Below are 18,263 nucleotides of genomic sequence, written 5' to 3' on the forward strand. Positions count from 1 at the left end.
GCACGGCGCCGACACCTCGCTGCAATACGCCCGCCTATCCGTGGTCACATAGTGCAGTTCTTACGAAACGCTGTGACGGGAACACTGCATGCACGACGACCACGACCGCGGGCTCCTCTTCGACCTTCAGATAATGCGACGCCGACAGCTTCTGGGCCTCATGGCGGCGGGCGGCGGCGCGCTGATGTTACAAGGCTGCGGCGGGTCGGGCGACAGCGGGACCACCGCCACCTCCAGTGCGACGACGACCACCACCACCACCACCACCACCACGGGCACGGGCACGACTGGCACGGGCACGACAGGATCGACCACCTGCGCCAGCACACCCACCGAGACCAACGGCCCCTATCCGGCCGACGGCTCGAACATGGCCAACGGCGTCCTCTCCAACATCCTGAACACCTCGGGCGTGCTGCGCAGCGACATCCGCACCAGCTTCGCCGGCCTGTCGGGCACGGCAGCCGGGGTGCCTCTGACTCTGACCATCAACCTGGTGAACGTGAACAGCGCGTGCGCCGCGCTGGCCGACTACGCCATCTACATCTGGCACGCTGACGCCTTGGGCCAGTACTCGATCTACGACCTGCCGCAGCAGAACTACCTGCGCGGCGTCCAGACGACCAACGCCAACGGCCAGGCCACCTTCACGACGATCGTCCCGGGCTGCTACGCCGGTCGCTACCCGCACATCCACTTCGAGGTGTTCCGCAGCCTGGCCACGGCGACAGCGTATGCGAACCGCAGCCTCGTCTCGCAATTCGCGATACCCGCCGCGGTCTGCCAGGCGGTCTACGCGGCCGGGGGCTACGGCCAGAGCGCGCAGCGCTTCACCCAGACCAGCACCGCCAGCGACAACGTTTTTGGCGACAACACCTCCGCCCAGATCGCCGCCATGACCCCGTCCCTCACGGGCGACCCGACGGCCGGCTACACGGGCTCGGTGACCGTGGGCCTGGCGGTCTAGCGGCAGTTCTGGACGACGCGCTCAAGGTCCTCCAGCCGCTGCTGACGCAGGATCCGGCCGGCCGCCATCAGCTGATAGCGGTCGGCGGCGCCCGGAGAGGAGCGCAGCGCAGCGTCGGTGTCGGGGTAGCGCGGCGGCGGCGGCAGGTTGCGCGGCACGCAGCTCCTCGGCGGCGGCGGCGGGGGAGGCTTCGACGGCATAACCAGGATCGTCGGGGGCGCCGGCGCGACAGGGGCGGCGGCCGGCGGCGGCGGGGCGGTCTTGGGCTTGCCCACGGTCTGACAGCCGGTCATCGCCAGGGCGGTCGCGGCGAAAAGGATAGGCGCCCTCAGCGCGGCGGCGTTCATGGCTTCAGGTTCGACAGCACCGCCCGGTCGGCGCTCTCCATGCGCGCGCAGGCGTCGATGCCCTCGGGCTGAGCCGCCAGCAGGGCGGCGGCCCGCATCTTGTCGGGCGTCGCGCCACGCTTGGCGAACTCGGCCTCCATGGCCTCGCGCTCCTGATCGGCCCGATGACACGCGGTCAGTTCGGCGCGCAGGCCAGACTGCGCCCGCTCTGACGCGCGCGAAAGCTCGGCGATGCGGGCCTCGTACTCGGCCCGCTCGCCCTGCCAAAGGCTCGTCGACACCACCAACGCCACGGCGAGCGCGATCGAGACCGCCATGCCGATCGGTCCCATCCAGGGGTTCATCAGGAAGTGTCGTAGCCCTGCCAGCATTCGCCCTCCGGGCGACTCCGATCGCCCACGCGGTGCAGTGAACAGTGTCGCTGTGGCCATTTCACGGCCACAGCCGACGCCCCGACGGACATCTTCGCCAGATGCGCGCTCAGCGCGCACCGTGATACAACTAAAAGGGGAAAACGCTAAGCGGTTCTAATCAGGAGTGGCGCCCGCCCGGCGTCGGCTACCGGCTCGCCACGCGCACGAAGCAGCCCCTGCCCGCCGCCTTCAGGCCCGCGCAGAAGCCGTTGGCGTCGGCGGCGTCGGCGAAACCGCCAACCACGGCGCGGTACCAGGTGCGTCCGCCCACGTCGGCCTTCTCGACCCAAGCGGCGCGACCGCCCAGCCTGCCGCCCAGCGCCTTCAGCAGGCCACGCGCGTCGGCGTCCGACGGCGATGCCCCGATCTGCGCCACCAGCCCACCGGCCTTCTGCGGAGCCGCGCCGATCTTCGGCTCGGGGTTCCGGGTCGGCGGCGCTTCGGCCTTGCGGGCCGGCGGCTCGGCCGTGGCGGGCGAAGGCGTCGCGGGCGTCTCCATGGCGACCTTCAGGGTCCTGCCGCCGAACGGGCCCTTGAACTGCGCGTCGCAGGCGGCGCGCCAGGCGTTGTCCAGCGCCGTGCCCCGCTCGGGCGCACGCCACTCGGTCTCGGCCGGGCGCAGCTGCCGCCGCTCGCCCAGCAGGTTGCGCTGCGGATAACCCGTGGTCTCGCCCAGACGCACGCGATGGCCGTCACAGTCGGCGCTCAGCGACACGTGCCACGAGAGCGCGCCGGTGCGCGCATAGGTGTCCGCGCTCAGCGCCTCGGCGCGGATCACCACGCGCGGGCCCTGCACGGCGGTGGCCGGGAAGGTCGAAACCACCGACGTCAGCGCCTGCGGCGTCACCGCCACCACCCGCTCGGGCGCGATGTCCGTTTCGCGCTGCAGCCAGGCCAGCAGGGGCTCGCGGTCGAGCGAAGACGGGAAGGCCGGCTGGTCCTGCGCGACGGCCACGCCTCCGGCCAACAGCCCCCCAGCCACCGCGGCCACGACGGCGTTCCCCCGCATCCTCATCGTCTCAGAATCCCCAACTCGAAAGCTCCGGAACCCTGTTCGGGAAGCTCGCGCAACGCAAGGCCGGGGCGGGCCGAACGCGGTTCCCTCAACTGAACTCTCTGGATGCGCAGAACCCGTCAGCAGACCCATTTTGAGTAATCAAACCCGACCCGTCAGCCACCAGAGCGCGCACAAACCTCGAATCGCACGTTTGATTAACGGAGTTTACAGACGGCACAGCTGAGTGTCGTTCGCGTCGCTGGTGATCCCTCCCCGGAGCGCCAACGACGCCGGGGATAAGGCTTTGGGCAAGGGAACCGACCGCACGTACCGTAGCCTGCGCGGTCTTGAAAAGACGGCGTCGACCAGTCGCGTCCTCAATCTGGCCGCCCTCGCGATGCGCAACGCGGGTAATCCCGAGCACGAGAAGTCCCCGTTCTTCATTGCCCAGAGCCTCAACGGCGCCGTCATCGTGCGCCACCGCCTCCGCGAGTCCGAGCGCGAGGCGTTCGACCGCGTCCGCTATACCGCCACCAAGCTGATCATCCCCTTCGAGCGCTCGGACCTTGGACTTGGCGGCCGCTCGCTGTTCGTCTCCGAGACGGGCTGGCTCGACATCTTCGAGGAACTGCGCGGCGACTACCCCGAATTCGCCCGTGACGTGGCGGTGCTCGAGGCCATCGACGAACTGCCCTCGCTCGACCCGTTCCTGCTGCGCGAGCATATGAAACGCCGGTCGTTCGACATCAGCCCGACCCACTTCGAGATCTCGGCCCCCGACCTGGCCAAGATGCAGCGCTTCGTGGGCTCTGAGATCGCCAAGCTCATCGAACTCGCCTACCGCGACTCAGATGGGCAGGAGGCCAACATCGCCCGGCTGGTCGAAGCCCTGCTGTCGGCCCAGACCGACGCCCGCCTGGAACCGTTGCGGCTGACGCTCCGCCTGGAGCGGGAGAACTACAAGGAGGGGATCTTCGCCTGGAAGGGCTTCCTCTACTACAAGTGGGTCCTGAACACTCTTTGGGGCAACCTTCGCGACGTCTTCGCGGAACTTGGGCGCGTGCGGGTCGTCGGCCCGATCGATTCCGAGACCGCCCAGGAACTGGAGCAGCTCAAGAACCGCCTGCGCCAGAAGATGGAACGGCAGGTGAAGTCGGTGATGAACCACCTCAACGTCTATGACGAGGTGTTCAACCAGCTGACCATGGAAGGCAATGCGCTGGCCTTCCGCGACTTCCTGCTGAAGTCTCCCGAAATGTTTCTGTCGCTGGGCGACGGCTGCGGCCTCGTCAGCCACATCGCCACCTACTGGCGCTACCAGTTTCCGCGCGGCAAGCCGCTGGCCGCGCACGCGATCCAGCTCATGGACACCCTGCAGGACTTCGAGATGAGCCTGGGCACCGACCTGCACGAGCTGGCCTGAGCACCGAGGGCCCGGTCACCGGAAGGCCGGGCGTAGTGCGTCGGGCGCAGGATCAGGTCGCGACCAAGTGACATCGCCCTCCCGAACCTCCTTGTCGCGGGCTACGGCTGCGCTCAACATCGTTCCTGGACTGCAGTGGGCTTCCGGGGACGCGCCATTCCTGACCCGACCAACCGTGATGTCGCCGGCCAGAGCCGCCAGATCGCAGAGATCCTCGACCGGTTTGGCGACGGTTTCGTTGTCTTGGATTTCGAGTACCGCGTCGTCTACATCAACCCCGCCGCCGAAGCCCACTACGGCCTCGGCCGCGAGACGGCGTTGGGCCGCATAGCCTGGGATGGGATGGCCCTGGGCGACGACGCCGCAATGCGAGCGTTCGTCGAGCGCGCTATGCTCAGCCGCGAAGAGGTCGAGATCGAGACACCCTCCGAGGTCCGGGACGGCCGCTGGTTCAGCCTGAAGGCCTTCCCGCTCGAAGTCGGCCTGGGAATCAGCTTCCGCGACATCACCGAGCGCCGCCGTCGCATGGCCCGCGAGGCCGAATACGCTGAGCGGCTGGAGCTTGCGCTGGCCACCTCGGGCTTCGGCGACTGGCGCTGGAACATGGCCACCGACGTCATCGAAATGTCGCCCCGCGCCTCCGAGATCTCCGGCCTTCCGCGGGACCAGGGCCTGACTTGGCGCGACATGCTGGACCACATCCATCCGGACGATCGCGCCGCCGCCATCGCCGCCGTCACCCGGGCCATCCAGTCCGGAGCGCCGTACGAGATCGAGTACCGCATCACCCGTCCCGGCACCCGCCAGGAGCGCTGGCTGCGGGTGCGCTCGGCGGTGCAGTCCGACGAGGACGGCAGGCCCAGCGGGCTTCTGGGCGTCGTCACCGACATCACTGAGGCCAAGGCCGCCGAGGCGCGCATCCGCGCGGACCGCGCCCGCCTCGCAGAGCTGGAGCGCCGCCGCGCCTATCTGCTGACGCTCGCCGACACGCTGCGCCTGATCGACGATCCGGACGAGATCCTCTCCACCGCCTCGCGGATGATGGGCGAGCGTCTGAACGTGGCCCGCATGGGCTACGCCGAAATCGGCGACGACGGAGTGGTCCATGTCCGCGGCGACTGGACGGCGCCAGGGGTGTCCAGCCTGGCCGGCTCCAGGTTCCTGCTGGACGACTTCGGTCCCACCCTGATGAGCTATATGCGGCGCGGCATCGATCTGGCGGTCGATTACGTGATGGTCGATCCCCGCACCAGCGAATACTACGCGGCGTACCAGGCCATCCAGGTCCGAGGCCTGATTGTGGTCGCGCTGGTTCGCGACGGCCGGTTGGATGCGCTTTTCTACGCCCACGAACCCCGGCCCCGCGCCTGGACCCGCGAGGATGCGGCGCTGATGGAGGACGTGGCCGCCCGCACCTGGTCCGCCCTGGCCCGCGCCCGGGTCGAGCGACAGGCCGCCGAGCGCCAGCGGCTGCTGATCAACGAGCTGAACCACCGGGTGAAGAATACGCTGGCGACGATCCAGTCGCTGGTCCACCAGACCCTGCGCGACGGGATGGTCACGCGAGACGCCCGCGAACGCCTGACCGAGCGCCTGCTGGCTCTGTCGGCCGCCCACAACGTCCTTACCCGGGAGAACTGGAAGAGCGCCGACCTGCGTGAGATCGCATCCGAGGCGCTGCGCCCGTACGACGACCCTCCCGGGTCCCGGATCACCATCAGCGGCCCCGCCCGCCGACTCGCCCCGAACGTGGCCCTGGCGCTCTCGATGGCGTTGCACGAGCTGGCGACCAATGCGGTGAAGTACGGCGCGCTCTCGTCGTCCGAGGGCCACGTCGAGCTGGTCTGGTCGCCGTCTGGGAACCGGGCGATGGAATTGCTGTGGCGCGAACGAGGCGGACCGGCGGTCACAGCCCCCACCTCATCCGGCTTCGGCGCCCGTCTGCTCGCGGGACTGGCCAGCGAACTGGGGGCGCCGGCCGAAATCACCTATGACCCCGCCGGCGTCACGTGCCGGCTGCAGGTTCCGGTCACTTAGGCGGCCCCGCCGAGGCAGTGCGATTGCGGGCCAGCAGCCGGCCCACACGGGCGATCAGCTGCTCGTCCTTGAACGGCTTCGACAGGTAGTCGCGCGCGCCCAGCCGGATGGCCCTGGTGACGTCCTCGGGACTGTTGCGCGCCGTCAGAACCAGCGTCGGCGTCTTCTCGGTGAGGCTCTGCGCGCGCATGTATTCAAGCACGCCGAAGCCGTCCAGCATCGGCATGTTGATGTCCAGCACCATGGCCTCGGGCCGGAACTCGGCCAGCCGCTGCAGTGCGACATTCCCGTCCTTGGCCGGCCGCGGATCGAAGCCGGCGATCGCCAGGCGCGTCGTGATCAGCTCCAGCAGGAAGGGGTCGTCCTCGGCCACAAGCACCCGACGCGGCCGCGATTCAATGCGCTGCATAGGACATGTTCTCGTCGTCCGGCAGCCACTGGGTGACCGCCGCGATAGTTGCGTACATCTCAAGCGGCTGTAGCGGCTTGCGCACCAGTCCGTCAAAGCCATCCAGGTCGTGCTCGCCGGCCAGGTCGGCGTCCGCCGTGAACGCCAGGACGGGCACGCCCTGGTTGGGACCCGGCTCGACCCTGAGCCGCGCCAGGGCGCCGCGACCATCCAGCCGCGGCATCCGCAGGTCCATGAGCACCACGTCCACCGGCAGCACGGCGAGGCGCTCGACCGCTTCGACGCCGTCGCCGGCCTCGTGCACCTCGGCGCCGGCGGCCTCGAGGATCCGCCGGGCCAGTTCGCGGTTCGTGGCGTTGTCGTCGACCAGGAACACCCGCGTGCCGTCGATCGTCAGCGGCGCGTCGTCGCGCGCGTGTTCCTGCGGGGCATCCACCGCCGGGGCCGGCAGCAGCATGTGGAACACCGCGCCCTCGCCCGGCGTGCTGGCGACGCCGATCTCGCCGCCCATAGCCTCGGCAACGCCCTTGCAGATCGCCAGGCCCAGTCCCGTGCCGCCGTGGCGTCGGGTCATCGAGCTGTCGATCTGACTGAAACGCTGGAACAGCCGCGCCTGCGCCTCGGCGTCGAGGCCCGGTCCGGTGTCGCGGACTTCGATGCGGATCTCGTCGCGCGCCGACGGCGCGACCGCCAGCGTGACGCCCCCGGTCTCGGTGAACTTGATGCCGTTGCCGATCAGGTTGATCAGGGTCTGGCGCAGCCGGTCGCCGTCCAGCATCGCCGTCTTGGGCAGGCCCTCGCCGAGCTCGAACGACAACGTGAGCCCCTTCGCCTCCGCCTGGTTGGCGAACATCAGCAGCGTCTCCTCGCACAGCGCCGCCACGTCGGTCGGCCGAGGCCGGATCTCGAACTTCCCGGCCTCCAGCTTCGAGAAGTCGAGGATGTCGTTGACGATCGCCAGCAGGCCCTTGCCCGCGCCGGCGATACGGTCGACGTAGCCTTCCGCCGCGGCGGGCAGCTCGGGCAGTTCGGCCAGCAGGCTGGTGAACCCCAGGACGGCGGTCAGCGGCGTGCGGATCTCATGGCTCATGTTGGCCAGGAACTGGCTCTTGGCCGCCGCAGCCGCCTCGGCTTCGGCGCGGGCCTGGGCCAGCGCCTCTTCCTGCTCCACCTGGCGGGTGACGTCGCGCACCACGTCCAGGAAGCCCGCCGGCCCGCCCGTCTCCGGATCCTTCAGCATCGTGGGCTGCGACTCCAGCCACACCCAGTCCTTGGTGATCTTGTGCTGCGCGCGCCAGCGCATGCGGGGCGCCGTCGCGCCAGGCGGCAGGTCCTTCAGCGCGGGCCACACCAGCGCCAGGTCTTCCGGGTGCATCTGCTTGACGAACGCCGTCCCGATCAGGTCCTCGGGCGTATAGCCGATGCTGCTCACCGACGGGCTGATGTAGTCGATGCGCCCGTTGGCCTGCGCCATCACGATGATGTCCGAGGTGTTCTCGCCGATCAGGCGATAGCGCGCCTCGCTCTGCTGCAGGGCCGTGGTCGCCTTGTTGAGCGCCTCTTCCTGCTCGACCTGCGGCTGGACGTTTCGGATCACGTCCAGGAAGCCGGTCACCTCGCCGCTCACGGGATCGCGCACCAGGCTCGGATTCGATTCCAGCCAGACCCAGCCCCCGGAGACCAGGTCGCGGCCGCGCCAGCGCACCCGTTCATGCTTTCCGCCCTTGGCCAGGCTCTGGAACGCGGTGGAAAGGCGCGGCAGGTCGTCGGGGTGGACGCTCTCGGCGAAGCTCCGGCCCTCGATATCCTCGGGGCGGTAGCCCGCCTGGCGAACGGCCTGGCTGACATAGGTCGCCTTCCCCGACAGGTCCGTCATGATGATCATGTCAGACGTGTTCTCGGCGATCAGGCGGTACCGCTCCTCGCTGGCCTTCAGCGCCGCCTCCGCCGCATGGCGCTCGGTCAAATCCTCCAGCTCGATCACGAAGTGCTTGGGCGTCCCATCGGCGAACCGCACCAGCGCCACCGTCATCCGCACCCAGACGTAGACGCCGTCGGCGCGCTTCAGGCGGCGGTCGCTGTCGTAGCTCTCGATCTCGCCGGCCATCAGCCGCTCGGACTGCTCCCCGCTTGCCCCGACGTCGTCGGGGTGCAGCAGGTCCTTCGATTCCAGCCCCGTGATCTCTTCCTCGGTATAGCCGAGGATGCGGCAGACGGCTTGGTTGGCGCGGAGGGTGCGGCCGTCCAGTTCGACGATGCTCCTGCCCAGGGCGGCGCGCTGGAATGCGGTTTCGAACAGCGCCTCCTGCTCGCGGCGCTGGGTGACGTTACGCAGCGTGGTGACGGTCACCGAACGGCCGGCGTCGTCGGTCACGGTTCGCGGGGCGCCCTCCATCCAGGCCCACGCGCCGGAGGCGGTGCGCAGACGGAACTGCTGGGCGTCCGTCGAGATCGGCGTGACAGTCTCGCGGGCGGCGGCGGCGCCTTCGAACGTCGTCCGGTCTTCCGGATGCACCCAGGCGTGCAACGGCGTGCCGATCAGCTCCTCGGGCTGGTAACCCAGGAAGCTCACGGAAGGGCTGACGTATGTGATCCTCTGGTCCGCGCCGATCTCCATGATCACGTCGGTGATGCTGTCGGCGATCAGGCGGTAGCGGGCCTCGCTCGCCTTCAGGGCCATCTCGGCGGCGTGGCGCTCGGTCAGGTCCTGGAGTTCCGCGATGAAATGTTTGGCCCGCCCGTCGGCGTGACGGACCAGGCCCACGGTCATGCGGACCCAGACATAGTCGCCACTGGCCTTGCGATAGCGTCGCACGCTTTCGTAGCTGTCGATCTCGCCGGCGACGAGCTGAGCCGCGCGGGAGTCATCGTTCCCGTATTCTTCAGGGTGGATCAACGCGTCCAGGTGCAGCGCCTGGAACTCGTCGCGGGCGTAGCCCATCATTCGGCACGCCGCCGCGTTCACCCGCAGGATATAGCCGCCCATGTCGACCATGGTCTTGCCCATGGCCGCGTTCTCGAAGGCGGCTTCGAACAGGGCGCCCTGCTCCCGGCGCTCGGTGACGTTGCGCAACGTCGTCACAATGCCTGTGGCTTCGCCCCGCTCATTGCGGACGGCGCGGGGATTGCCTTCCATCCACACCCATTCGCCCGCAGCGCTCCTGATGCGGACCAACCGCTGCTGCGGCGTAGCCACGCCCCCAACGGCGGCGAGCGCAAAGTTGGCGCGCACCTGTTCCAGGTCATCGGCGTGCAGAAGCTCGCTCATGGCGCGCCCGACCAGATCGTCGGGCTCGTAGCCGTACATCCTCGCCGCCGGCGAAACGTAGGTGATCCCCCCCTGCAGATCGAGCTGAACGGTCACATCCTCGCTGGCCTCGGCCAGCAGGCGGTAGCGCGCCTCGCTGATCCGCAGCGCCTCCTCGGCGGCGCGTCGTTCGGTCAGGTCCTGCACCTGAGAGACGAGGTGCCTCGGCTCCCCGTCCGGGCCGCGAACCAGCGACACAGACAACTGCGCCCAGACCTCAACGCCGTCCTTGCGGATATAGCGCTTGTCCAGCCGGTAGCTGGCGATCTCGCCGGAGATCAGTTGCGCCAGCTGCTTCAGGTCGGCGTCGAGGTCGGCGGGATGGGTGATGCTCTGGAAGTCCAGCGCCAGCAGCTCGGCCTCGCTGTAGCCGACCATCCGACAGAAGGCTTCGTTGATCCGCAGGAACGCCCCATCCAGGCCCACGAGCGACATCCCGATCGGCGCGTCGCGAAAGGCGGTTCCGAACTGCTCCGCCTCGGCCTGGGCCGCCGCCTCCAGCTGCTTGCGCCGGGTGACATCCCGGAAGATGTTCACGATCTCGACCACCTGGCCCTTGTCGTCGAAGACCAGGTGGGGGTTGCCCTCGAGCCAGACCCAGTCGCCGTCGGCGGTGCGGTAACGGTGCTCGCGGTACAGGCTGGGATCGATCTCGCCGCGCAACAGAGCGCGATTGTTGGCGTTCAGGCTGGGGGCGTCGTCCGGGTGAACGAGGATTCCGATGGCCCCGCCGATCAGGTCCTCGGGTTCGTAGCCGTAGCGGCGCACGGTCGGCGAGATATAGGTGATCTCGCCCGCGGCGCTCGCGCGGAGAATGACGTCGCTGGTTTGCGCGGCGACAAAGGCGATCACGCCCTCCACGTCGTCGGCAGAGCGGATGGTCACGCGGTCCCCCTTCGCGCATTCAAGCGCAGGAAAACACGGTAAACAGCGCGATCCTTACGAGCGGTGAACGCGGTACGAGGTCGCCGCGACGCTTCGACGCACGCGGTGCGGGCGCTTCGCCTGGCATCGACCGCCAGGGGCGGCCCCAGTCCGCCGCTTCTAGCCGCCGTCGTAGAGGGCCGCCAGCCGGCCACGCTCGATACGCGCCGCCTCCGAAAATGACGCGCTGGCCCACAGCCTGTGCTCGCCGCGGACATAGGCGGCGGCGTTCTCTCGGTACATCCAGGCATTGAAGGCGTTGGCCGCCGCGCTGTTGCGCACCTTCACCGCCTTGCCGGGCGCCCCCATCACGATCGAGTTGGGAGGGATGACCGTGCCTTCCTTCAGGAAGGTCTGGCCGGCGACGATCGAATTCTCGCCGATCACGCAGCCGTCCATGATCGTGGCCCCGATCCCCACCAACACCCGGTCGCCGATCCGGCACCCGTGCAGGGTCACATGGTGGGTGATGGAGCAGTCCTCGCTGATGATCGTGCCGGTCCCGTTCCCGACGTGGACCATCACGAAGTCCTGGATGTTGGTCCGGCGACCGATGACCACCTCCTGCGACTCCGCGCGCACCACCACGTTGGGCCAGATCGAGGCGCCCGCCGCCACGCTGACCTTGCCATAGATCTGCGCGCTGGGATGGATGAACGCCTCGGCGTCCACAATCGCGTCAGGTCCGAACGCCCGCGCCGAGCCCATGTCCATCGTCCGCCCTCCGTCGCCCTCCAAAGACTGTGACGCGAGTGACGCGACGGCGCCTAGACCGCCCTCGCGGCCTCCTCTTCCACCTGGTCCAGGCGGTCCTTGCCGAAGAACATCTCGCCGTCGACGAAGTAGGTCGGGACTCCGAACACGCCCCGGGCCACGGCGGCCTCGGTGTTGGCGACCAGCTCGGCCTTCACCTCCGGGTCCTGCGTCGCCGCCAGCAGCGCCTGGGCGTCGAGGCCTGCGGCCGTCAGCACCTGGGCGACGACGGCCGGGTCGTCCATCTTCTGGCCGTCCTCCCACATCGCCTTCAGAACGGCTTCCAGATAGGCCTCGCCGACGCCCATCCGCCGCGCGGCGATCAGGCCGCGCATGATGAGCAGCGTATTGACCGGGAAATGCGGGTTCTGGCGGTACTTCGACAGGCCGTGCTTCTGGACGAAGCGCTTCGTCTCGAGGCCCTCGTAGGCCAGCTTGCCCTTCACCTCGCCGAACGCCTCCATGGGCGAGCGGTTGTTGGTGGCCTTGAAGATCCCGCCCAGCAGGCAGGGGATCAGGTTCAGCGTGGCCCCGGTCCGCGCCGCGATGCCCGGCAGCACCTTCCAGGCCAGGTAGCCGTTCGGGCTTCCGAAATCGAAGATGAAGTCGATGGTCTTTCCCATGGTCGTTCCCCTCACCAGGCTTCTTTCCAGGGCCGCACGTCCAGCTCGTGCGTCCATGCCGAGCGCGGCTGCTGGCTGAGCGCCACGTAACTCTTCGCGATATCCTCCGGCCGCAGGATCGCGTCATCGGCCAACAGGTCGTCGACGTCGTCGCGGTTGCTGCGGATGAACACGCCGTCCACGGCGCCGTCGATCACCACATGCGCCACGTGGATTCCCAGGGGCCCCAGCTCGCGCGCCATGCTCTGGGCGACGGCCCGCAGGCCATGCTTGGCCGAAGCGAACGCCGCGAACCCGTCGCGTCCCCGGACGCTCGCCGTGGCGCCGGTGAACAGGATCGTGCCCCGCCCCCGCGGGACCATCACCCTGGCCGCCTCGCGCCCGGCCAGGAAGCCTGCGAAACAGGCCATCTCCCAGACCTTGGTGAACACCCGCGCCGTCGTCTCGCGGATGCCGAAGCGCACGTTCGCGCCGATGTTGAAGACCACCACCTCCAGCGGTCCTACCTCCCGCTCGATGGTCTCGAACAGCGCCGCCATCTCGTCCTCCGACCGGGCGTCGACCCCATAGGCGTGCGCCACGCCGCCCGCCGCTCGGATCTGGGCCTCCACCGTCTTCAGGTCGGCAAGGTTGCGGGCGCGGCGGGTCATGCACACCGTGTGGCCCTCGGCGGCGAACGCCTTGGCCAGCGCCGAGCCGAGGCCGTCGCCAACCCCCACCACCAGGCAGACACCCCGCGCGGCTTTCGCGTCCTCGGCCATCTGCGCCCCCTCCGTTCTAAATTTGAACCCACGTTCGTCTTGAATCCGAACCCAGTCAAGCGCACCCTTGCGCAAACCTCGGAGTGTTCGAATGAAGTGGAGCCAGCTCGCCGACCAGCCGTGCTCGGTGGCCCGCTCGGTCTCGGTCATCGGCGACCGATGGACGCTGATGATCCTGCGCGATTGCTTCCTGGGGATCCGCCGCTTCGACGACTTCGAGCGCCGCCTGCGCATCTCGCGCAGCATCATCGCCGACCGCCTGAAGCATCTGGTGGACGAGGGCGTCCTGCGCCGCGACGAGTATCAGCAGAACCCGGTCCGCCACGAGTACCGCCTCACCGATAAGGGCCTGAGCCTGCACCCGGTGATCATGGCCATCGTACACTGGGGCGACACCCACTACGCCGGTGAGCAAGGTCCGCCCCTGCTCCACCGCCACCGCGCCTGCGGTTGCGACTTCCATCCCGTGCTCGCGTGCTCGGAATGCGGCGAGCCGGTGGGCCCCCGCGACGTCGAGGTCCGCACGGGACCTGGCGGCGTCTGACCGCACCAGGCCCCACCAACTTCGGGCGCCTTAACGCGGGCATCACGAAACCGTCGCTGCGCTCTCATCGCGCACGCCTAAGCGTCTTCGAACTCCCGAAGAGGCCGCCGCCCATGAAACATCCCGCCCTGACCGTCCTGGCGCTGCTGCTGGCCGCAGGTCCGGCCAACGCGATCACCGCCCAGAAGGCCGAGCGCGCCGAGGGCCGGGTGGTCATCACCTGGACCGATCCCGACCCCGTCGATGTCTATGTCGCCCCGACAGCCGACGCGCCGCTCTCCGCGGCGACGCTCGTCGCCGCCAGCCGCCGTGACGGCCGCGCCGAGTACGTCGCGCCTGCCGACGCGCGTCCCTTCTTCCTCCTGCGCGATGGCGGCGACGGCAAGGTCACCCGCGTGGCCGAGCGCGCGCTGCCGCTCCAGCAAGGCTCCAACTTCCGCGACCTGGGGGGCTATCCCGGCGCGGATGGCAAGTCCGTGCGCTGGGGGCGGATCTACCGCTCGGGCGCCACTGCCATGCTCACCGACGCCGACCTCATGATGATCAAGGCCCTGGGCCTCGCCGACATGGTCGACCTGCGCTCCAGCGAGGAGCGCGCCCTCGCCCCCAGCCGCATCGCCGGCGTCCGCTACGCCGCCGTCGGCTACACGATGACCAGCCTCACGCTGCCGGGCGCCGCCGCCCCGTCGGGCGATGATCGGATGCACGCCGTCTACCGCCGTATGCCCGAACTTCTGGCGCCCCAGCTCAGGATCCTGTTCCAGGAGCTGCTCGAAGGCGACGGAGCGGTCGCCTACAACTGCTCGGCCGGCCAGGACCGCACCGGCTTCGCCACCGCCATGGTGCTCTCGGCCCTGGGCGTCTCGCGCGAGACGATCATCGCCGACTACCACCTGTCGACGACCTACCGGCGGCCCGAGTTCGAGATGCCCCGCATCGATCCCGCGACCGCCGGCGCCAATCCGGCCGCGGCCATGTTCGCCGGCTACCAGCAGGACCCGAACTACAAGACCCCCCGCCCGCTCTACGACAGCCAGCGCCGGGCTCTGCTGGACGTCGCCCTCTCCGAGGTGGAAAGCCGCTGGGGTTCCGTCGACGCCTATCTCGACAAGGCGCTGGGCGTCAGCCCCGCAGACGTCGCAAAGCTGCGGGCGATGTATCTGGAATAGCGGCCGACCTGAACCGCCTGGCGCGCACCGCTTGACTGACGCGGGGACGGCCGCCGCAGCCTGCGGGCCGTTCCGTCCGTCGTGAGAGGTCGCCGCCATGCAAGACCCCCTCGCCGCCGCCAAGGCCCAGCTGCACGACGACGGCTGGTGCGTGATCCCGGGCGTCCTCGACCCCGCCGCCGCCCGCCAGGCCCTGGACCGCCTCTGGGCCGCGGCCGACGAGAGCCGTCGGCGCGGCGTCGACACCTACATGCCGGTTTTGGATCCCAATGAAAGCAACGTGCGCGTCTTCTTCCTGATGGAGCTGGACGCGATCTTCCGCGAGCTGATCGCCCACCCCACCGCCGTCGAGATGGTCCGCTCGTTGCTGGGCCGCGACTTCCTGATCTCCAACTTCACCGCCAACATCGCCCGCCCGGGCTCGAGATCCATGGCGCTGCATTCGGATCAGTCGCTCGTCGTGCCCGAGCCCTGGGTTCAGCCCTGGGCGCTCAACGTCATCTGGTGCCTGACCGACGTCACGTTCGAGAACGGCGCCACCCTGTTCATCCCCGGCAGCCACCACTGGCAGACCCGCGCCAACGTCCCAGCCGACGCCAACCGGCGCCTCAAGCCCTTCGAGGCCAAGGCCGGGTCGATCATCGTGATGGAAGGCCGCATCTGGCACACGTCGGGCGCCAACATCACGGCCGACCAGGATCGCGCCCTGCTGTTCGGCTACTACACGCGCCCGTTCCTGCGTCAGCAGGTCAACTGGAACGCCGCCCTCTCGGCCGAGACGCAAGCCTCGCTGAGCCCCCAAATGCGCCGCTGGCTGGGCCTTGAGGCCACCGCCAACACCGGCGACGCCCCCGACCTGCGCTACCTCGACGACCAGTTCGCGACCTAGGTCAGCTCTACCCGCCCAGCTTCGCCGCCAGTTTGCCCACCGTGTTCCAGTTGCGGCCCGTCCCGCGCACCTTGAGCTTCCGCTCGATCACGGCGCCCGACAGCTTCGAGGTCCCAGAGCCCTCCGGATAGCAGAGGTAGAGACACCCCGGCCCCGCCGCGACCTCCTCGCCGAACACGCAGAACGGCTTCAGGTCCGCGAGGTCGCCGTCCGCCTCCCCGCGCAGGAAGTAGACGATGAAGGTCGATGGCCGCTCCCGTGCAAACTCGGGGAACGGGTTGGACGCCATGACCGACTTCAGCTGGTCCACGTCGCGCACCAAGACGTCGGTCTTGAACGCGAAGGTCTTCTCGATCCCGGCCTCGAACACCCTCTCGATCTCGGCCGGCGTCAGCGTCGAGCCCACCAGGGCGTTGCCGCTGGCCAGCAGGGTCTGGGGATCGTCGAAGCCCAGCTCGGCCAGCATCGCGCGCAGCTGCGCCATCGGCAGCGCCCCCTGGCCGCCGACGTTCACCGCCCGCATCAGCGCAGCATAGCGTCTCACTTGGACGCGGCTTCCCACTCCAGGAACTCGGGCTGCTCCAGCAGACGCGCGCTGTACTCGCCGCAGCGGCCGTCGTCGCCGTAGTCGCTGAGCCTGATTCCATAGGTCCGGAACCGCGACGCCACCGGCGTGTAGAAGGCGTCGGCGATCGACCAGTCGCCGGCCAGGAACGGCCCGCCGAAGCGGTCCAGCATCCCCGTCCACAGCGACACGATCCGGCGCACGTTGGCCTGGGTCGCCGGCGAGATGTCGACAGGCCGGGGCTCGACGTCCAGCGCCATGGGGCACTCGCCGCGCAACGAGGCGAACCCCGAGTGCATCTCGGCCGCCGCCGAACGGGCCAGCGCCCGCGCCGCGGGGTCCCTGGGCCACAGCTGCGGCGCCTTCTCGGCCGCGTACTCGCAGATCGCCAGCGAATCCACGACCACGAGGTCGCCATCCTTCAGGCAGGGCACCAGTCCGGAGGGCGAATGTTTCCGGATCGCCGCCTCGCTCATGTTGTTTTCCTGGCGCAGCTCGACCAGCACCTCCTCGAAGGGCAGGCTGGCGCGCCTCAGCGCCAGCCACGGTCGCATCGACCAGGTCGACCACTTCTTCGTGCCGATCACCAATTGCATCGCCGACTCCTTGCTGCGGACCTGAAACACTTGAACTGTTGCGGCGGGGGGCCGGGCGCCATCTAGTCGCACCAATCATAAGAACAACAGCTGCTGAACGAGGACGCGCCCCCATGACCGAAGCCGTTTCGCCCGACGCCACGTCCGCTGCGAAACCCGCCGTCCCCGAAGCTTCGGCCGGGACGCCCTATTCGGCGGGCTACACGCGCTACGCGATGTTCCTGCTGCTGGGCATCTACGTCGTCAACTTCCTCGACCGCCAAGTCATCAACATCCTGGCCGAGCCGATCAAGAACGACCTGGGCCTCGCCGACTGGCAACTGGGCCTGATGAGCGGCCTCGCATTCGCGGTCTTCTACACGTTCCTCGGGATCCCGATCGCGCGGATGGCCGAGCGCAAGAACCGCCCCTACATCATCGGCACCGCCGTGGCGGTGTGGAGCGGGTTCACCGCGCTGTGCGCCACCGCCGGCAACTTCTGGCAGCTGATCATCTACCGGATCGGCGTCGGCGTGGGCGAAGCGGGCTGCACGCCTCCGGCCCACTCGCTGATCGCCGACTACGCCCCCAAGGAGAAGCGCGCTTCGGCGCTGGCCTTCTACTCGATGGGCACGCCGATCGGCGGCCTCATCGGCCTCGTCATGGGCGGCATCGTGGCCGACGCCTACGGCTGGCGGACCGCCTTCCTGGTGGCCGGCGCTCCCGGGCTCATCTTCGCGGCCCTGGCCTTCTTCACGCTGAAGGAGCCGCGGCGCCTGCTCTCGGCCCAGGCCGAGAAGGTTCGCATGGCCTCGACCGCGACCTTCAGCCAGACCATGGCCTACCTCGCCAAGCGGCCCACCTTCTGGTTCATCGCCTTCGCCGCCGCCATCAAGGCCTTCATCGGCTACGGCCACGCGCCCTTCACCGCCTCGTTCTTCCTGCGCAATCACCCTGCCGAGATCGCGGCCCTGGCCGACGACTTCGGCCTCAAGTCGGTGGGATTCCTGGGGCTGGCGCTGGGTCTCATCAGCGGCACGGCCGGGGCCATCGGCTCCTGGGTCGGCGGCTGGATCGCCGACAAATTCGGCCGCAAGGACCTGCGCGCCTACATGGTGGCGCCGGCCATCGCCAGCCTGGTCACGATCCCGGTCTACATCGTCGCGGTCACCATCGACTCGGCGGCCATCGCCCTCTTCATCCTGGCGATCAACGCCTTCCTGGGCACCCTCTGGTACGGCCCGGTCTACGGCACCGGCCAGTCGGTCGTGCCGCCGCACATGCGCGCCACCGCCGCGGCCATCCTGCTCTTCATCATCAACCTGGTCGGTCTGGGCCTCGGCCCGCTCGCTGTGGGCATCCTCTCGGATTACCTGAACAACGGCCTGGGCCTGGGCGCCGCCCAAGGCGTCCGCTGGGCCCTCATCATCTCCTCCTGCTTCGGGATGGTGGCGTTCGTCTGCTTCTGGATGGCCCGCAAGACCATCCGCGAAGACACGGTCAGCTAAGCCTGTCCGCGCCCTTCTCCCTCGCGGGAGAAGGGCGCGCACTCCGCGAGCT

Annotated in this window: 17 protein-coding genes; 7 read left to right on the top strand and 10 right to left on the bottom strand. The window is 69.0% G+C overall.

Annotation, left to right across the window (positions count from 1 at the left end):
- Positions 1 to 88 precede the first annotated feature (88 nt).
- On the top strand, positions 89 to 967 hold the full coding sequence (locus EPN98_RS23700) for an intradiol ring-cleavage dioxygenase (RefSeq protein ID WP_293365437.1): 879 nt from the start codon (positions 89 to 91) through the stop codon (positions 965 to 967).
- Here the strand turns inward: EPN98_RS23700 and EPN98_RS23705 are convergent.
- The 3 genes from EPN98_RS23705 to EPN98_RS23715 form a co-directional block, all read right to left on the bottom strand.
- The gene (locus tag EPN98_RS23705; protein WP_293365438.1) at positions 964 to 1,314 is read right to left on the bottom strand and encodes a hypothetical protein; all 351 of its coding nucleotides are present in this window, start codon (positions 1,312 to 1,314) and stop codon (positions 964 to 966) included. The genes EPN98_RS23700 and EPN98_RS23705 overlap by 4 nt on opposite strands.
- Entirely contained in the window at positions 1,311 to 1,685 is a 375-nt protein-coding gene (locus EPN98_RS23710) for a hypothetical protein (RefSeq protein ID WP_293365439.1), read from the bottom strand. Before EPN98_RS23710 ends, EPN98_RS23705 begins: the two co-directional genes overlap by 4 nt.
- A 187-nt stretch (positions 1,686 to 1,872) precedes the next feature.
- The gene (locus tag EPN98_RS23715) at positions 1,873 to 2,736 is read right to left on the bottom strand and encodes an SPOR domain-containing protein (RefSeq protein WP_293365440.1); all 864 of its coding nucleotides are present in this window, start codon (positions 2,734 to 2,736) and stop codon (positions 1,873 to 1,875) included.
- Between the two features lie 292 nt (positions 2,737 to 3,028).
- Here EPN98_RS23715 and EPN98_RS23720 point away from each other — a divergent pair, with 292 nt between their 5' ends.
- Entirely contained in the window at positions 3,029 to 4,147 is a 1,119-nt protein-coding gene (locus EPN98_RS23720) for a hypothetical protein (RefSeq protein ID WP_293365441.1), read from the top strand.
- A gap of 135 nt (positions 4,148 to 4,282) precedes the next feature.
- The gene (locus EPN98_RS23725) at positions 4,283 to 6,184 is read left to right on the top strand and encodes an HWE histidine kinase domain-containing protein (RefSeq protein ID WP_293365442.1); all 1,902 of its coding nucleotides are present in this window, start codon (positions 4,283 to 4,285) and stop codon (positions 6,182 to 6,184) included.
- On the opposite strand, the gene EPN98_RS23730 is transcribed toward EPN98_RS23725, so the two are convergent.
- From EPN98_RS23730 to EPN98_RS23750, 5 genes are all read right to left on the bottom strand, one after another.
- Positions 6,177 to 6,593 carry a response regulator gene (locus EPN98_RS23730; RefSeq protein WP_293365443.1) on the bottom strand — a complete coding sequence of 139 codons (417 nt, stop codon included), beginning with the start codon at positions 6,591 to 6,593 and terminating at the stop codon, positions 6,177 to 6,179. The two genes, EPN98_RS23725 and EPN98_RS23730, sit on opposite strands and share 8 nt — an antisense overlap.
- The gene (locus EPN98_RS23735) at positions 6,580 to 10,785 is read right to left on the bottom strand and encodes a PAS domain S-box protein (protein WP_293365444.1); all 4,206 of its coding nucleotides are present in this window, start codon (positions 10,783 to 10,785) and stop codon (positions 6,580 to 6,582) included. Before EPN98_RS23735 ends, EPN98_RS23730 begins: the two co-directional genes overlap by 14 nt.
- A 159-nt stretch (positions 10,786 to 10,944) precedes the next feature.
- Positions 10,945 to 11,538 (bottom strand): gamma carbonic anhydrase family protein, encoded by a 594-nt coding sequence (locus tag EPN98_RS23740; protein ID WP_293365446.1) that lies wholly within the window; start codon positions 11,536 to 11,538, stop codon positions 10,945 to 10,947.
- Between the two features lie 53 nt (positions 11,539 to 11,591).
- The gene (locus tag EPN98_RS23745; RefSeq protein WP_293365447.1) at positions 11,592 to 12,200 is read right to left on the bottom strand and encodes a 2-hydroxychromene-2-carboxylate isomerase; all 609 of its coding nucleotides are present in this window, start codon (positions 12,198 to 12,200) and stop codon (positions 11,592 to 11,594) included.
- An 11-nt stretch (positions 12,201 to 12,211) separates the two neighbouring features.
- Complete coding sequence (locus EPN98_RS23750; RefSeq protein ID WP_293365448.1) at positions 12,212 to 12,961, bottom strand: SDR family NAD(P)-dependent oxidoreductase; 750 nt, start codon at positions 12,959 to 12,961, stop codon at positions 12,212 to 12,214.
- A gap of 91 nt (positions 12,962 to 13,052) precedes the next feature.
- Between EPN98_RS23750 and EPN98_RS23755 the strand changes: the two genes are divergently transcribed.
- The 3 genes from EPN98_RS23755 to EPN98_RS23765 all read left to right on the top strand — a co-directional run bounded on the left by EPN98_RS23755 (position 13,053) and on the right by EPN98_RS23765 (position 15,563).
- Positions 13,053 to 13,505: a helix-turn-helix domain-containing protein gene (locus EPN98_RS23755; RefSeq protein ID WP_293365449.1), complete on the top strand. Its 453-nt coding sequence runs from the start codon at positions 13,053 to 13,055 to the stop codon at positions 13,503 to 13,505.
- A gap of 113 nt (positions 13,506 to 13,618) precedes the next feature.
- The gene (locus EPN98_RS23760) at positions 13,619 to 14,674 is read left to right on the top strand and encodes a tyrosine-protein phosphatase (RefSeq protein WP_293365450.1); all 1,056 of its coding nucleotides are present in this window, start codon (positions 13,619 to 13,621) and stop codon (positions 14,672 to 14,674) included.
- 97 nt (positions 14,675 to 14,771) lie between these two features.
- Positions 14,772 to 15,563 (top strand): phytanoyl-CoA dioxygenase family protein, encoded by a 792-nt coding sequence (locus EPN98_RS23765; protein WP_293365451.1) that lies wholly within the window; start codon positions 14,772 to 14,774, stop codon positions 15,561 to 15,563.
- A 7-nt stretch (positions 15,564 to 15,570) separates the two neighbouring features.
- Here EPN98_RS23765 and EPN98_RS23770 read toward each other — a convergent pair whose 3' ends face one another.
- Positions 15,571 to 16,107: a DUF1697 domain-containing protein gene (locus EPN98_RS23770; RefSeq protein WP_293365453.1), complete on the bottom strand. Its 537-nt coding sequence runs from the start codon at positions 16,105 to 16,107 to the stop codon at positions 15,571 to 15,573.
- Positions 16,104 to 16,724, bottom strand: a complete 621-nt coding sequence (locus tag EPN98_RS23775; RefSeq protein WP_293365455.1) for a glutathione S-transferase family protein — start codon at positions 16,722 to 16,724, stop codon at positions 16,104 to 16,106. Before EPN98_RS23775 ends, EPN98_RS23770 begins: the two co-directional genes overlap by 4 nt.
- A gap of 113 nt (positions 16,725 to 16,837) precedes the next feature.
- On the opposite strand from EPN98_RS23775, the gene EPN98_RS23780 reads away from it, so the two are divergent.
- The gene (locus EPN98_RS23780) at positions 16,838 to 18,211 is read left to right on the top strand and encodes an MFS transporter (protein WP_293365457.1); all 1,374 of its coding nucleotides are present in this window, start codon (positions 16,838 to 16,840) and stop codon (positions 18,209 to 18,211) included.
- The last annotated feature ends 52 nt before the right edge of the window (positions 18,212 to 18,263 follow it).

Origin of the sequence: Phenylobacterium sp., from assembly GCF_004299445.1 — a bacterium.
Classification (GTDB): domain Bacteria; phylum Pseudomonadota; class Alphaproteobacteria; order Caulobacterales; family Caulobacteraceae; genus Phenylobacterium.

Coding starts and splice junctions, on each gene's coding strand:
- EPN98_RS23705 (WP_293365438.1), bottom strand. CDS start 1,314: ATGAACGCCGCCGCGCTGAGGGCGCCTATCCTTTTCGCCGCGACCGCC.
- EPN98_RS23750 (WP_293365448.1), bottom strand. CDS start 12,961: ATGGCCGAGGACGCGAAAGCCGCGCGGGGTGTCTGCCTGGTGGTGGGG.
- EPN98_RS23775 (WP_293365455.1), bottom strand. CDS start 16,724: ATGCAATTGGTGATCGGCACGAAGAAGTGGTCGACCTGGTCGATGCGA.
- EPN98_RS23700 (WP_293365437.1), top strand. CDS start 89: ATGCACGACGACCACGACCGCGGGCTCCTCTTCGACCTTCAGATAATG.
- EPN98_RS23760 (WP_293365450.1), top strand. CDS start 13,619: ATGAAACATCCCGCCCTGACCGTCCTGGCGCTGCTGCTGGCCGCAGGT.
- EPN98_RS23715 (WP_293365440.1), bottom strand. CDS start 2,736: ATGCGGGGGAACGCCGTCGTGGCCGCGGTGGCTGGGGGGCTGTTGGCC.
- EPN98_RS23745 (WP_293365447.1), bottom strand. CDS start 12,200: ATGGGAAAGACCATCGACTTCATCTTCGATTTCGGAAGCCCGAACGGC.
- EPN98_RS23730 (WP_293365443.1), bottom strand. CDS start 6,593: ATGCAGCGCATTGAATCGCGGCCGCGTCGGGTGCTTGTGGCCGAGGAC.
- EPN98_RS23740 (WP_293365446.1), bottom strand. CDS start 11,538: ATGGACATGGGCTCGGCGCGGGCGTTCGGACCTGACGCGATTGTGGAC.
- EPN98_RS23780 (WP_293365457.1), top strand. CDS start 16,838: ATGACCGAAGCCGTTTCGCCCGACGCCACGTCCGCTGCGAAACCCGCC.
- EPN98_RS23755 (WP_293365449.1), top strand. CDS start 13,053: ATGAAGTGGAGCCAGCTCGCCGACCAGCCGTGCTCGGTGGCCCGCTCG.
- EPN98_RS23765 (WP_293365451.1), top strand. CDS start 14,772: ATGCAAGACCCCCTCGCCGCCGCCAAGGCCCAGCTGCACGACGACGGC.
- EPN98_RS23710 (WP_293365439.1), bottom strand. CDS start 1,685: ATGCTGGCAGGGCTACGACACTTCCTGATGAACCCCTGGATGGGACCG.